Origin of the sequence: Niallia sp. 01092 (assembly GCF_052318935.1) — a bacterium.
In the GTDB taxonomy this organism is placed as follows: domain Bacteria; phylum Bacillota; class Bacilli; order Bacillales; family Cytobacillaceae; genus Niallia.
In genome coordinates this window covers 1-13,457 of sequence record NZ_JBQRKO010000042.1, presented here as the reverse complement: position 1 = coordinate 13,457, position 13,457 = coordinate 1, and the positions used below count along the sequence as shown (strand labels likewise).

General features: G+C 31.7%; 16 protein-coding genes and 1 pseudogene. 11 read left to right on the top strand and 6 right to left on the bottom strand.

Annotated elements, in window-relative coordinates; translation table 11 throughout:
- The coding region (locus ACTXGU_RS21805) for a hypothetical protein (RefSeq protein WP_443483626.1) at positions 1-1,214 on the top strand (1,214 nt) is incomplete at its 5' end.
- Between the two features lie 16 nt (positions 1,215-1,230).
- Positions 1,231-1,872, top strand: coding sequence for an ABC transporter ATP-binding protein (locus ACTXGU_RS21800; protein ID WP_443483625.1), 642 nt, complete (start codon positions 1,231-1,233; stop codon positions 1,870-1,872).
- A gap of 58 nt (positions 1,873-1,930) precedes the next feature.
- Here ACTXGU_RS21800 and ACTXGU_RS21795 read toward each other — a convergent pair whose 3' ends face one another.
- The 4 genes from ACTXGU_RS21795 to ACTXGU_RS21780 form a co-directional block, all read right to left on the bottom strand.
- A complete protein-coding gene (locus ACTXGU_RS21795; protein ID WP_443483624.1) occupies positions 1,931-2,269 on the bottom strand; it encodes a hypothetical protein in 339 nt (112 codons plus the stop codon).
- Between the two features lie 579 nt (positions 2,270-2,848).
- On the bottom strand, positions 2,849-3,622 hold the full coding sequence (locus tag ACTXGU_RS21790) for a VanZ family protein (RefSeq protein ID WP_443483623.1): 774 nt from the start codon (positions 3,620-3,622) through the stop codon (positions 2,849-2,851).
- A gap of 657 nt (positions 3,623-4,279) precedes the next feature.
- On the bottom strand, positions 4,280-4,903 hold the full coding sequence (locus ACTXGU_RS21785; RefSeq protein WP_443483622.1) for a plasmid stabilization protein: 624 nt from the start codon (positions 4,901-4,903) through the stop codon (positions 4,280-4,282).
- Positions 4,904-4,921: 18 nt separating this feature from the next.
- On the bottom strand, positions 4,922-5,494 hold the full coding sequence (locus ACTXGU_RS21780; protein WP_443483621.1) for a MerR family transcriptional regulator: 573 nt from the start codon (positions 5,492-5,494) through the stop codon (positions 4,922-4,924).
- A gap of 268 nt (positions 5,495-5,762) precedes the next feature.
- Between ACTXGU_RS21780 and ACTXGU_RS21775 the strand changes: the two genes are divergently transcribed.
- From ACTXGU_RS21775 to ACTXGU_RS21760, 4 genes are all read left to right on the top strand, one after another.
- On the top strand, positions 5,763-6,311 hold the full coding sequence (locus ACTXGU_RS21775; protein ID WP_443483620.1) for a helix-turn-helix domain-containing protein: 549 nt from the start codon (positions 5,763-5,765) through the stop codon (positions 6,309-6,311).
- Between the two features lie 112 nt (positions 6,312-6,423).
- The gene (locus ACTXGU_RS21770; RefSeq protein WP_443483619.1) at positions 6,424-6,840 is read left to right on the top strand and encodes a hypothetical protein; all 417 of its coding nucleotides are present in this window, start codon (positions 6,424-6,426) and stop codon (positions 6,838-6,840) included.
- A 174-nt stretch (positions 6,841-7,014) separates the two neighbouring features.
- Positions 7,015-7,611 carry a MarR family transcriptional regulator gene (locus tag ACTXGU_RS21765; protein ID WP_443483618.1) on the top strand — a complete coding sequence of 199 codons (597 nt, stop codon included), beginning with the start codon at positions 7,015-7,017 and terminating at the stop codon, positions 7,609-7,611.
- Positions 7,612-8,366: 755 nt separating this feature from the next.
- The gene (locus ACTXGU_RS21760) at positions 8,367-9,803 is read left to right on the top strand and encodes a plasmid recombination protein (RefSeq protein WP_443483617.1); all 1,437 of its coding nucleotides are present in this window, start codon (positions 8,367-8,369) and stop codon (positions 9,801-9,803) included.
- Between the two features lie 177 nt (positions 9,804-9,980).
- Here ACTXGU_RS21760 and ACTXGU_RS21755 read toward each other — a convergent pair whose 3' ends face one another.
- Entirely contained in the window at positions 9,981-10,178 is a 198-nt protein-coding gene (locus ACTXGU_RS21755; RefSeq protein ID WP_443483616.1) for a DUF6366 family protein, read from the bottom strand.
- A gap of 478 nt (positions 10,179-10,656) precedes the next feature.
- Here ACTXGU_RS21755 and ACTXGU_RS21750 point away from each other — a divergent pair, with 478 nt between their 5' ends.
- The 3 genes from ACTXGU_RS21750 to ACTXGU_RS21740 are packed head-to-tail and all read left to right on the top strand — an operon-like array spanning position 10,657 to position 12,156.
- On the top strand, positions 10,657-10,989 hold the full coding sequence (locus ACTXGU_RS21750; RefSeq protein WP_443483615.1) for a PadR family transcriptional regulator: 333 nt from the start codon (positions 10,657-10,659) through the stop codon (positions 10,987-10,989).
- 11 nt (positions 10,990-11,000) lie between these two features.
- On the top strand, positions 11,001-11,774 hold the full coding sequence (locus ACTXGU_RS21745; RefSeq protein WP_443483614.1) for a permease prefix domain 1-containing protein: 774 nt from the start codon (positions 11,001-11,003) through the stop codon (positions 11,772-11,774).
- A gap of 19 nt (positions 11,775-11,793) precedes the next feature.
- On the top strand, positions 11,794-12,156 hold the full coding sequence (locus tag ACTXGU_RS21740; RefSeq protein WP_443483613.1) for a GntR family transcriptional regulator: 363 nt from the start codon (positions 11,794-11,796) through the stop codon (positions 12,154-12,156).
- 10 nt (positions 12,157-12,166) lie between these two features.
- Here the strand turns inward: ACTXGU_RS21740 and ACTXGU_RS21735 are convergent, their stop codons facing one another.
- The gene (locus ACTXGU_RS21735) at positions 12,167-12,316 is read right to left on the bottom strand and encodes a hypothetical protein (RefSeq protein ID WP_443483612.1); all 150 of its coding nucleotides are present in this window, start codon (positions 12,314-12,316) and stop codon (positions 12,167-12,169) included.
- A 78-nt stretch (positions 12,317-12,394) separates the two neighbouring features.
- Here ACTXGU_RS21735 and ACTXGU_RS21730 point away from each other — a divergent pair, with 78 nt between their 5' ends.
- Positions 12,395-13,177 (top strand): ABC transporter permease, encoded by a 783-nt coding sequence (locus ACTXGU_RS21730; protein WP_443483611.1) that lies wholly within the window; start codon positions 12,395-12,397, stop codon positions 13,175-13,177.
- 3 nt (positions 13,178-13,180) lie between these two features.
- Positions 13,181-13,457 (top strand): annotated as a pseudogene (locus ACTXGU_RS21725) (hypothetical protein); the annotation flags it as partial.

Genomic DNA, 13,457 nt, shown 5'->3' with positions numbered 1-13,457 from the left:
TTTATCATTCTCTTAAACATTTTTGGTTGAGAAGTATTCCTTTATTGTTTTTTTGGGTATTTGTATCTCTATTTATGATGATTGGATTTCCTTATTCCTGGAATTGGAGCAAGCTTAGTGAATTCAATCATGTTACTAATACTCTTTATGAGTTAGTAGGTTTTTTTGGAACACCAATATCTGCATTTGTAGCTCAGTTAATTTTATTAGTGTTAACACTTTCATTACTACATGTAGTTTTAGCAACTATATATGTATTGACAAAAAGTAAATATTTTATGCTTTTAATAAGTGTAATGATTTTCTTTGGAGGTATTATAGGATTTAAATTATTACCGAAGGAAATTGCTTTTTTGTCTCCAACTACTTATTTTTCAATTACTAAAGCAGTTAATTCGTTTAATTCTCCTATCTTAAGTTATATTGTTGTCCTAATGTTTGGTATATTTATTGTCTTATATTTACGAATTCTAGACCTTAATAAAAAAGTATATGTTCAATCAATAAAATCATATATTCCTATAGGAATATATTTGTTTCTATGTTTAATAGGTATTATTTCGACAGCTAACTCATTAAAATCTTCTGGTTCAACGATTTGGGATGTTTGGATAATGTCTTTTAGAGGTTCTAGTGCAGAAAATTTCGCGTATCTTCCTTTTTTCTTTTATTTAATCGTATTTTTTGGTTTTATTTATTTGGTTCAGCTCTTTTTAAGTAATGAGATTGAACAATTAAGTTACTATAAAATTATTCGGTTTCAGAATTTGAACAAATGGTTTTGGAGTTGGATAAAGAAATTATTAATAGCTGTTATCTTATTACTCTTTATATTGATGGGCTTTTCTCTAATTGTAGCTGTTTGTTTTGGGATGAATTTCAGTTTTTATGTGACAGTACTACCGAATCCTTTTTATGAAGTTATTTACCACTTTTTTATCAACGGTTTCTTACAGATTGTTTTTTATATATTCGCAGTGTTTATTGTTTCTTGGATAAGTAAGGAATTAATACATGGTGTAATGTTAATAAGCATGCTTATGATATTAATGTTACCGGGGATTAATACGGCAGGTATAATTCCAGTTGGATTAAATAGTATTGTTTACTTGGTTGATTTTTCACCGTATTATCTGACAAGCATTTTAATTATAATAAATGCTCTTGCTCTTGGTGTAATTAATTATTTGTTTAAAGGAAGTTTAAAAATATAGTAGGTGGGGTGAAAGTATGTCTATTATTTCATTAAAAAACGTAAGTAAAACATATAAGGGGTTAATTCTTTTTGATGGTGTGGACTTAAACGTAGAAAAAGGAAAAATATATGGTATTGTAGGACCGAATGGCTCTGGTAAATCTGTTTTGTTTAAAATGATATGCGGCTTCGTTTTTCCAGATAATGGTACTGTTTCTGTTGGATCAGAAGAAATTGGAAAAAACAAAAGATTCCCTGATAATTTTGGTATTATTATAGATCGTCCCGGTTATATTGCAAATAAAACTGGATTTCAAAATTTAAAAGAATTGGCGTTAATTAAAGGGAAAATTACTGATGAAAAGATTCGTGAAACAATGGAAATCGTAGGGTTACAACCACAAGCCAAGCAAAAAGTTAAGAATTATTCTTTAGGAATGAAACAAAAATTAGCTATTGCTCAGGCAATTATGGAAGATCAGCAAGTCCTTATATTAGATGAGGCATTTAATGCTTTGGATACAGAAAGTGTAGATAAAATTCGAAATCTATTATTATCATTTAAGGATGAGGGACGTACAATTATAATTACAAGTCATAATCAAGAAGATATTAATATTTTATGTGACTATGTATTCCGTATCAATAAATATAAACTGGAACTAGTTGATCTGTAATAAAGGAAAAAAAAGAACGTTGATGTCAATTGACATCAACGTTCTTAAAATATTGAAGTTAATTACTTTTCCAGTATCCGGTTACTTGAACATTTACTGGTGTATCTAAATCATTGCTAAATTGAACTCTTGTATCATATCCGGCTGAAATAGAGTTTGGTAGACTACGAAAATCGTTATCGCCAACCGATCTTACCCATGAACCTGTACCAGTACTTGCTGTCATTCTTGCATCGACAGTGTAGGCACCGCCGACTGTACGAGAATCCAAAGAACCATATTGTCCCGAACTAGATTTTTTTTGGTAACTTGTGTAACCACTTCCGTTAAATTTACCAACGGTTGTGTCGTAAGAGGAATAACTATAACTTGCCTGTGCTGCACCAGCAAATGCCATTAAACCTAGAGCTATACCCAGAACTGCAAACTTTTTCTTCTTCATCTTAAGCCACCATCCTTAAAAGTATGTACTATTGTACTATGTGTACTACGACTTTAGTTTAGAGTAAATTGGAAAATCTTTCAACTATTTTTACAATATTTTTATATTTTTGTAGAAAAATTACATAAAATCACTATTAGTTAATAGGGGTGCTGCCAACATTTTGACATAAAACCCACGTTAATATATTTTTTGGTAACAAAATAGTGTTTTTCCTTTCTCTATGCCCCTTTAACGTGAATAGCTTTACAAAAAAGGTAATTACATTTAGGTGGATCACCAACAAAACGCGGAAAACATACGCTAACGAGATTTGACAAGGATTTTTCTATGAAATTTATACGATAAGGTACTTAATGTGTTCATAGACTTATATTTTCAGTTGTTTCTGTACATTGATTATTGGATGAGTTACTGAACAAATAAAATATTTATAAAGCTTATTAAAAGCTTTATTTATAAGCTGTCCAGTAATCCGTGATTAACTGAACAATCCCTTAGCGTATGTTTTGGGTCAAAATGCTGGTACTACCCCTAGTTTAAGTTTAGATGATTTTTTATGTATTTATAGAGTTTATATGATTTATTTTTTTTAAATGCACTTATACCAATTTTAAATACCCAGAAAATTAGTACACCTATAGTAGCGCCTATAGTATTTAAAATAATATCATCTACATCTATGCCACGACCTTCTCCATATTGAAGACCAGATTCAATATATGAATTTATTAGTTGAAATAGTTCAATTCCTATAGAAAAAATAAATATAAAATATATTGTTTTTATTTTATATTTAGAAATTCCTAAAGTTAATAGGAAAAAGGATAAAGGAACTATCATTAATATATTACCTATAATTTGTAGCATTGGGGATACTGCTAGTATAGATAGATTTATTGTGAATGATTGATCATAAAAAAAATCTTTAATGTTATCAATTGTTAAAGCATTCAAAATCGTATGAAAAGGAATAAAGTTAATACGATCAACCATTATATGATGATGTCCTGTATATTTCATTATCGCAAAGTTTATAAGATTTACATGTGCAACTAATGATTGTAATAAAAAAAGATAAAAAATAAAAATAGTATACAAAATAAGTTGATAACTTTTTGAGATATAGATTCTTTTAGTTAAATAATTTGCGAAAATTAATACAATTATTAAATTAATTAAAGATTCAATAATAAGTATTAAAGTATATCCATATCTAAAAGATGTAAATAAATAATAGCTTAAATAAATAATTGATATTGCTACTAATATACTTAGTTTAATAATATTTAAATTATTTTTTTTCATTGAATATCTCTCCTTCTTCCTGTATTTTAACAAAATTTTTTGACAAAAGGATTTGATAAAATTAAAGAAGTTTATAGAAATTGATATATTAGTTTACGGGGTCTTATTAGTAAAACATAGAAAATATACTTTTAGATTGGTGTTCAAATGTATTCCGCAACTTGGGGAATGTTCTACTTTAAAAGATACTCATTTTGTTATTATTTTTGAAAAAATTGTACCTTTTTTGTGTTTAGTTAACATAATGGTTCCTATGGGAAGCAACAAAAAAATAAAAAGGCGGAATTCGTCCATATTTGGGCAAATTCCGTCTTTTTAGGTTTGGGAAATAACGAAAAAATAGGCTTTATAATCTAAAAGTAAAACTCTTGATTGCTTCGTTTTTCTCCTGGATCCTACCCTTTTATCAAATTGACAAAAAAGACGTTATTATGGTCAGTTTTTACATTTTATAAGAAGGTCTCACTAATGGGGTTAGTAGATTAATTATACAACAATTATTGTATAATAGAATTAACAAAATAATTGCATTTTTAGTTTATATAATCGCAATTTTTCGGAAGTTAGAAAAAACGCCAAACCCATATACATCAAGGGTTTGGTGTTTTTTCGTTTTTTATCGTTTATGCATGATTTTATACATTGTTGATTCTAGACTTATTTTTCGTATGCAACAGGGACTAAATCTAGTTTCACCTTTTTAGCTAGGATATAGCGTCTGTATCCGTCCGTGAGGATCTTCGTATCTCGATTAATCGTAATGGGCTCATCTAAGAAGCCTGTCCGTTTGACATAGTCCACGACTTGCTGCGTTTTTTCAGGATTAGGGCGTGAATTTAAAAATGCTTCAGGAACACTGATTTGTTCAAGCAAAATAAAATCTTCTGTTCCTTCTGGATCTTTTGGTTTCTCTTCTGTTTTTACCTCGTTTTTCACCGGTTCTTGACTAACTTTGCTCGATTCCGTTGAATTTTTCTTTTCAGTAAGGATTGATACTTGGAAACAGACGATACCAATTTCTCCTGGACAATCATCAACAGATACATCTAAAGTCGGTTCACCTTGAACCATGATTTTTTGTGTTTGTATGTTTTCTTCTGTCAATCCGGCTTTCTTTAACTGCTTTTGATTAATAAATACTGTATATGTAATAGTTGAACTTTTGGGTAACCCTTTTGGAGCTGCTGGTGAGCCATTCTCCTCCATATCGAAAGTATAGTAGGTTTCTTTCTGACGTAATGAACTCACTGGTTTTCCCGTTAATGTAATTTTATGTGGCATACTATCCCTCCTCTTTTATTACCCTTTTTTATTGAAAAAACGAGCGAAAAATCCCTTGTTCACCTTTTTCGATTCTTGTTCTTGAGTTGCAGCGATCATTTTTTGAGTCTCCATCGACTTTCTAAGTGCGATCATTAATCGCTCATCTCTTTCGTCAAGTCTTTTATCTATGTACGCTTGTTGTTGATCGAGTCTCTCTAATAGTTGACGATTAAACTCTTCTTGTCGATCTGATCGATCGAGTAGCTCACGATTAAACTCTTTTACACCTTGGAGCTCGTTACGCATATCCATTAATACTTTATCGGTCGGAACTTCGATCTCTTTTCCTTCTTCTTCAATTGTGATAGTCGTAGGTACTCCTATATTGGAGAGAATATCGTCGATTTCCTTCTCACTTTTCCCATCTGAATAAAGATCACGAATCTTAATAAGTACCTCGATCGATTCCTCATCGATTAAATACGATTTACCACGCTTTTTGATATTGAGCTTGTGCCCGTGGCGTTGGAGATATCGACGGGTAGTCGGAGCTGGAACGCCATGTTTTTGCTCGATCTCCGTAACTGTTAACCATTTTCTATCGTTCATCTATTTCACAACCTCCGATCATGCCGATATTTTCGATCATTCATCCGATAATCAATCAATTACACTATTTATTCGTTGATATGTTTTAGATATCCTTCTTTTGATCATGATCGTAAACTTTTATCGATCAACCCGATTATCGATATCGTTAGATATCATTCATAGCTCAAGTTGGGATGATACCCAACTATGAGAATTTACATTGACCAAAATACAATATTTGTTGCATAATAAAACAAAACATTTGTTGTATAAGGAGAGTTTAACAATGCAATTATATACGGTGCAAGAAGTATTTGAAATTTTAAAAGAAAACAAAATTACCAGTCATATAGAATCTGTACGTAGATGGTTACGTGATGGCACTATTGAAGGAATTCCACCTATTTTTAGAAAAGAAGGATGGAAAGTGACAAAAGAATCTTTAGATCAATTTTTAGAAGAAAGGTTACCAACATCTTTCACAACAAATGATGTGAAAAGAAATAACAAAACAAGTATTGTATTAAATAAAGAGCAGATTCGAGCAGAAATGTGGATGGAACTTGCGCAAAAAAATATTTGGGAAGGCTATGTGGAAATAAAAAAAGGACAACTTCATGAATGTATTCAGCACCGAAAATATTCGAAACAATTAGAAGAGCGTGTCTGGAAATGCTGTGTAGCCAATAGTCCAGCATACAAGCGACCAAGAGTATTCTACTTGTTAGAAGCCTTTTTTTTTGAAGGAGAACGCCTTTTATTGGATCCACGATTTGAACGTTTAGAAGAACAAATGTTATTTTCTATTATTGAATATGTAAGAGTAAAGAATTAAAACACATCATTTGTTGCATTAAAAACAAACCCAAAAGAGATTTTATGGAGGAGTTGCCTTGATGGCAACTTGAAAGCCTTGATGGCAAGGGGAAAGGAGAGTTTTAAAGGGTATGATTTGTTGTTCTTATTGTGGCCAAGAAAATAAATCTGATAGCGAAACATGTTCGTTTTGTGAAGCACCATTGAAAGCAGAAAGGCCAAAATTAAATGGTTTTGTGTACTTAGAATTATGTGAAAGACCATTTCGAAGTTTAGCTACCTTTCATACATATGATCTTTTAATGCTGCTGCGTTTGGTTCGTCAAAAGAGAACAGAGTGCTATCACCTCATGAGAACTGTCCAGAAGGCTCCTGACGGAGTTATAGTTCCTAATGATATTAAAGCCTTTGGAGAAAGTGAATACCGTCTTTATACAGCCCGTATGAGGGTTGTAGAGGGTATCTTAATTGATAGAATGGGTTATAAACCGAAAAGAATTGACGATAGATTATTAGAGAAGTTAAAAGAGAAGATAGAAAATGACTAGAAAAAAGGGGAAAATATTGGTAGTGTTGAAATATAAAAAAGAAAAACCCTCAAGTTTTCGCGGACTCCGAGGGTTTCACTAAGAAGGACAGGAATTTGTCCTGTATTCACTTATAGAATAAATATATTCTAACATACAGAGATTAATTCCTTCCAGTAGGGGAGAGGAATTTTTGTGAAAAAAGATAACAACAATGTAGTAAATTTAAACAGCGCGGGAAAAAAGGCACGATTAAGAGAAATTGAAAATGAAAAGATATTAACAGAAGAAGAACTTTTAAAAGCAGCTGAATTGCAAATTAAAGCAAATTCTAGAGGAATGATTTTAATTCCGGAAAGAAAAGTAAAAAATAGAGCGAGGTTTGTCCAATTGAATCAAGCTAATCTTTTGTATTTGCGTGAAATAAAATACTTAACTACTGCTGAAAAGACTTTTTTAATGGATATTGCTCCTCATGTAGAAATTGAGTCTAATTGCATAGTTGAAGATTGTAAAAAAGCTAATTCAATGCCTTTAACTCAAAGTGATCTTGCGGTAGTTTTAGGAAAGAAAAAGCAAAATGTAAATCCGATTATAAAAGGGTTAATAGATAAAGGGATTTTGGCTCGTTCCGAAAGTGGTTTAGAAGATAATAATGTTAGAGCATATGCTTTATTTGTAAATCCTCATATTATGTTTTCTGGTGATAGAGATAATGTAAATGGAACATTAAAAGCTATGTTTAGAAAAACTCCTGCAGAATTAAAAAAATTACCTGAAAAGTTATATTAGAGCCTAAAAATTAAGGCTCTTTTTTTTTATTTCGTGGTAATGATTTTTCATTACGAAAGTAATGATTTTTCATTACTACGGAACTAACCAAAAAAACAGTAGTACCAAGGGTTTAACTAACTTTTTATTTCTCTTTTCTTCTTACTCTTAATTAAATAGTATTTCGCTCTTTGTTTAGCAACCCCTAATTTAAACTTTTTTACGTTTTAGCCTTTAAGGCTAAAAGGTTGCCATCAAGGCAACCAAAAATCTTGTCTCTAAGGGGGCGAAAGCCACCCTATTATCTTTCAAGCTCAAATAGATTTACTTATATCATTAAGGTAGTTATTAAAGTTATTAAGAGAATTACTAAAAGAATTAAGTATATTATTGTCTCTTATTTGAGAACCCCCATGATAGTTATTTCTTTTCAAAGGAGGATAAGGAGTTGACACATTTGCTACAGCAAAACCCTATTGGCATTGTCAAAACATTTGTTTTGATCTGCCAACCGGCGAGGGATTCCCTCAAGGAGTGAGGGATTGAGGAGTTCGATTACTGCGATCCAACGTGCTTACGTTGGTCGTCGTTTGGGGGCGAAACCCCAAGGTCTTTTGCCATGCATGGCATGGCTAGGCGGAGCCGAAAAGCCTCGCAGAGACCTATGTGTTTTGTAACGTAGTGACAAAACACGTATAGGGTTACTTTTATTGACAAACTTCGTCGCTCTGCTAGACTTAGTTTATCAATAATTTTGGGCGGAGTGGTGATATTTTATGTTGGCTTCTATCTCATTTAATCAATCTCATAAAAGCAATATGGCACATAATAATCGAGAAAATATTTATGGGAATCCTGGCATCGATCAGTCCAGGTTAAACGAAAATATTTATTTTGTGCAAAAGGATATTCGAGAGGTTTATAAGGACACATTTAGTGAAGCGGTGGAAGCCTACAATGTGAAGCAGAGTAGGAAAGACCGCAAGATTGAAGATTATTACGAGAAAATCCGAAATGATAGTAAAACACATGAACAGAGGGAATTAATTGTGGCTATCGGTGAGGGAAAAGACGGTGAGGAATATCGTATGGCGAAGAAATCTGCACTGGTGCAGTATGCAGAGGAATTTCAAGATAGGAATCTCAATCTAGCAATCTACAACATGGTACTGCATGATGATGAAGCCAACCCCCATTTGCATATTAATTACGTTCCGAATTTTGAAAGTAAAAGAGGACTGACAAGGCGTGTCGGCATGGATAAAGCCTTACAACAACAAGGCATTGAAGGGAAAGGGACAGAGCTTATCAAGCATTGGCGTGAGTGGGAGACTGCACGCATTGAGGAGCTGGCGAAGGTTCATATTCCCGATTTTGAGAGAGCCAACATTGGCTCTCATAAGTACATGAAAGTTCCTCAATTCAAGGAAGCGAAGGAGACACTTAATCAACTGGAAGCAGAAGGGATTCAAAGGCGTCAGGAGATGGAAAAGGCTGTTTCTGATATAAATGATCTTTATTCTTCTAAAGATGCCTTACAGGCTGAATATGAAGCTCAGAGGGCTGTTGTAAGGGAATTTAAAGAGCGTGGAAGGGGGTTAACGGAGAAAACAGAGAAACTCGCCAATCAGCCCCAATATAAGGCTCCAGAGGTCAAGAAAATTTATAAACCGGAGACTAACACGGACCTTCTTGGAAGGTATGTCAAAATCAGAGTAGATGATTATGAGAAAATGATGGCTAGTCAAAAGACTGCTTTAAAGAAACATGAGGTTTTGGCTAAAAACTTTAATGTGATTGCAGAAAAATTGCACGAAGCAAATGTTATTAATCATTATCTTTCTGTGGAATTGGAGAAGGCTAAACAGGCAATTCCGGCTCAAACGGAGGAGTTCGTTTTGAAAGTCGATCATGAGAAGGTGAAAAAGGCTTTGGAGTTATCTGAACGTCGTCATCAGGAAAAGGACGTACTCATTAAACAGCAGCAAGAACAGATTAAAGATTTAACGCAGCGTCTTAAGCAATTTAAGTCTAAGTGCGTTGACTTTATTAAAGAGAACGCTCCAAAAGCGTTTGATTTGATGAATTCTCTTGCTCAAAAATTCAATCTGGTTAAGGAAGTCAATGAATCTATAAAGCAGGATGAAGAGCGTGAACAAAGAGAGAAGAGAATGCAAAAGCGTAGTCGTAATGATTGGGAAATCGGGCAATAATGTTTTTATCTTTAATAGTTATCTAATTCGGTAACATAGTATAGATAATAGTTTTTAGTTGGTAGGACCCCTTTCTAGATTACGCTCATATCAGGATCCACAAATAAAAAGAAGATAGCGTACGCTATCTTCTTTTTATTTAACTTTTTACTCTACTATTTTACTAAAGCTGTTAGTTTAATGAGAACATTGTGAAAGGATAAGTAATCCTCCAATAATTATTATAATCAAAGTAATAATTTTTGTAAGACAACCGCCTTTTGTTAATCCTTTTAAATTACTAACCATTGAATGATTAATAGAGTCAGAAAAATTGCTCATTGGATTTTTTTGATATTCTTTTATTTGTTTTTTGTCCTGGTTATCTTGGTTCACAAAAACACCCCGTATTTTTCTTTCAAGGGATTTTATTCTCCATCACTTATAATTAATCCTGTTTAGTGGATACTTAATCTTATCTTTTCTCTATACGGGTAGCATCTAACATTTTGACGTAAACCCACGTTAAGACATTTTTTGGTAGTGAAATAAATAGTGGTTTTCCTTACTCTAAGCTAATTCCTTTTAACGTGAATAAGTTTGCAAAAAGGGAATTACTTTTAGAGAAGGGTCCATTTTACAAGTATTAGATGGTTATTATTTAACTTCCCTAAAATGGTCGTTTAAGGGAAATGCCTTATTTATCAAGGTTTTTAGCCTTAGCATGAGAAATATGATAAATGGTTGGTGATACCCCATAAACAAAATACTATTTAGATAATAAATACATTGCATTGTTAGGTATTTTGATTTAAACTATTTTTACAGGATATTTTTTACATAAAGCTTTATCATTATTAAAGGAGGGATATGATTGGAAGTTGATAAGGAATTATTGAAAGGGCATATTGATACGCTTATACTATCCCTCCTAAGTAAAAGAGATATGTATGGATATGAAATTGCAAAGATGGTTCGTTTTAATAGTAATGACTCATTTGAATTGAAAGAAGGAACTCTTTATCTGTCTTTAAAAAGATTAGAAAATAAAAATTGGATTGCTTCTTATTGGAGTGATGAACAGGGTGCAGGAGCACGTAGAAAGTATTATCGAATGAATGAGGAAGGACGTTATAATTTCCAATTGAAGGTTAAAGAATGGGAGTTTGTAAAAAAATTAATAGATTCCTTTTTGGGATGCATATGAGGGGGATAAAAATGCGGGTGGTTGATGAATATGTTGAAAAATTATATAAACATGCAAATCCAAAACATTCAGAAACAAAAGAATTAAAAGAAGAAACCCGTATTCATCTCAATGAATCTATAAAAGAATTAATGATGGATGGTTATACGGAAAATGATGCATTTAGAACTGCAGTAGAACGTTTTGGTGGATTTGAGCAGGCGGAAAAATTAATTTCATTGATGCAAATTCGCCAGCGAACATTTGCAAATTGTTTACTAACAGTAGGGGTTTTAATTTTATTAGTTGTTAGTTTTGTGTTTGGGTTTTTCTTATATTTAGGTAACGTTCATGATGCTCGTTTTGCAGATATTGGATATAAGGTTGGAGAAAGTTCTTTATTAATTAACTCGGATTTGACAGATTCCTTGTTTGTTGAAGAACCTTTTATTCTTAGAGCTTCTTTATACAATACAGCATTGAGCGGATTGAATTCGGAGAAAGCGGATTTTACTTTTGAAGATAACAAACAATGGATACCTTCTTTATTTAAAAGGGAGTTGTACTATGGAACAGATCAATTTTTTGTTTCATTAGAAATAATAGATATTCGAACAATTGGGTTCTTTCTATTCGTTATTGGTATTACAATTTATTATGTTTTGTTTACGGTCTGGGGATTAATTCAATTGTATCATGTTGGTCAATTGAAATTAGTTTGGATAGTATGTCTTTTGTTGTTGAATGTTATTGGTTATTTATTATTTTGGCTTAAAAGGAAGAGAAATCTTGCTAAAATACCTTAAGTATAGGTAGGGAGAGCTTATGGATATTAATTTTAATACAAGAAATCCTAGATATATTCAAATCGTTCGGTATTTCATAAATGAGATAATAAATGGCAACCTTGCTCCTGGGGAAGGATTACCATCCAGAAGAAAACTTGCTTTAATGTTGGGTGTGAATGTTAATACTGTTCAAAGAGCGTATAGTGAATTAGAACGGCAAAAAATAATTGTTACTGAATTTGGTAAACCAAGTTATATACAAAGTGATAAGTCAAGAATTAATGAAATTCGTATAAGCTTGATTAATGATTTACTGGATACTTTTTTTGATGAAATTAGACCGTTAAATGTTGATTATGAAGAATTGAATACTCTTATTAAAGAAAAGTATCATAACTAAAGTTAAGAGATTAAGATTTATTATTAATGGGGTGTGCAGGAATGTTAGAGTTTTGATTGTTTTGGGGAATACTCAATGCTTTATTTAATATAATTGATATTTGTTTTTTAATTTCTTCATCGGAAGGATAAGAAATTAAAAGTAAATTTTTATCTGTCATGTTAACTTCACATACCTTTCATGTTAATCAATAAATAATTTTTTATCAAAAGATAAACGACTTTAAGAGGTGAAATAGATGTTAGGAAATCAGTTATTAATTGAATTGAAAAGAGCATTTACGGTAAAGAATTTATTACTCTGGATAGCTATTATTATTATTTTACCAACTATAAGGTTTAATATGATAAGAGAAGGATACCAGTTTTTTGATCCAATTGAAGTGTTTCAAGAGATGGTATCAACGATTATTTCGTTACTTTTTCCTGCTCTTGCTATTATCATTTATTTACCATCTTTTTTGCAAGAGCAAAGAAATAATTTTATTCTGTATACTCGTACTAGAATTCCATTGAATACTTATTTACTTAGTAAAGTAATAATAAATACTTGTTTAACGGGATTAGTTACGTTTTTATTGATATTTCTTACGTTTGTTTTTGCAGTGTATGTAGAACCACATTTAGGAATAATTGATTATTCTCCTATAGATGAGTCTGCAGTTATTCCTAGATTTACTTTTTCACAGTTTTTATCATATGGAGATTTGACATATGGGGTAATTTATTCCTTGTGGGTTTCTATAAATGCGGTAGTTTATTCTAGTATTGCTTTTATGTTACTGCTTATCATAGATAATCCTTTTGTTGCTTTATCTGTTCCGTTTCTTTATTATCATATTTTTAACTTTGTAACGGGTGTACTTGTAGCACCATGGTTTTCGCCATTGAGTACTATTTTTCCATTTAATATTGTAGAACAACCTTTATGGACTGTATTGGTACCATTTTCATTTCTTCTAATAGTTATAATTGGGCTCTATGTATTCGCAATACGTAATAGAAAAGAATGGATGATATAAAGTATGAAAAAATATCTTGAAGATATGATAGGTATTAAATGGTTAGTGATAGGAGTTATTTTTTATTTCTATGGTTTTATGTTGAGGAAAGAAGTTGTCAAAGCAGCTTACGAATTTGGCGTATCTTTCAATAATTGGGACATTATTTTACGTTTGCTGAATGATATGTATCTTATTGTATATTTTATAATTCCTGTGGTGTTATTTTTTTCGACAAAATCTATTTTAGTAGATTTTGATTATCAAATTTTAATACGGCTAGGTTCATTCAAAAAATGGG

Excerpts from the sequence above, each read along its gene's own strand:
- ACTXGU_RS21800 (WP_443483625.1), top strand. The coding sequence starts at position 1,231 with ATGTCTATTATTTCATTAAAAAACGTAAGTAAAACATATAAGGGGTTA.
- ACTXGU_RS21795 (WP_443483624.1), bottom strand. The coding sequence starts at position 2,269 with ATGGCATTTGCTGGTGCAGCACAGGCAAGTTATAGTTATTCCTCTTAC.
- ACTXGU_RS21790 (WP_443483623.1), bottom strand. The coding sequence starts at position 3,622 with ATGAAAAAAAATAATTTAAATATTATTAAACTAAGTATATTAGTAGCA.
- ACTXGU_RS21785 (WP_443483622.1), bottom strand. The coding sequence starts at position 4,903 with ATGCCACATAAAATTACATTAACGGGAAAACCAGTGAGTTCATTACGT.
- ACTXGU_RS21780 (WP_443483621.1), bottom strand. The coding sequence starts at position 5,494 with ATGAACGATAGAAAATGGTTAACAGTTACGGAGATCGAGCAAAAACAT.
- ACTXGU_RS21775 (WP_443483620.1), top strand. The coding sequence starts at position 5,763 with ATGCAATTATATACGGTGCAAGAAGTATTTGAAATTTTAAAAGAAAAC.
- ACTXGU_RS21770 (WP_443483619.1), top strand. The coding sequence starts at position 6,424 with ATGATTTGTTGTTCTTATTGTGGCCAAGAAAATAAATCTGATAGCGAA.
- ACTXGU_RS21760 (WP_443483617.1), top strand. The coding sequence starts at position 8,367 with ATGTTGGCTTCTATCTCATTTAATCAATCTCATAAAAGCAATATGGCA.
- ACTXGU_RS21745 (WP_443483614.1), top strand. The coding sequence starts at position 11,001 with ATGCGGGTGGTTGATGAATATGTTGAAAAATTATATAAACATGCAAAT.
- ACTXGU_RS21740 (WP_443483613.1), top strand. The coding sequence starts at position 11,794 with ATGGATATTAATTTTAATACAAGAAATCCTAGATATATTCAAATCGTT.
- ACTXGU_RS21735 (WP_443483612.1), bottom strand. The coding sequence starts at position 12,316 with ATGACAGATAAAAATTTACTTTTAATTTCTTATCCTTCCGATGAAGAA.
- ACTXGU_RS21730 (WP_443483611.1), top strand. The coding sequence starts at position 12,395 with ATGTTAGGAAATCAGTTATTAATTGAATTGAAAAGAGCATTTACGGTA.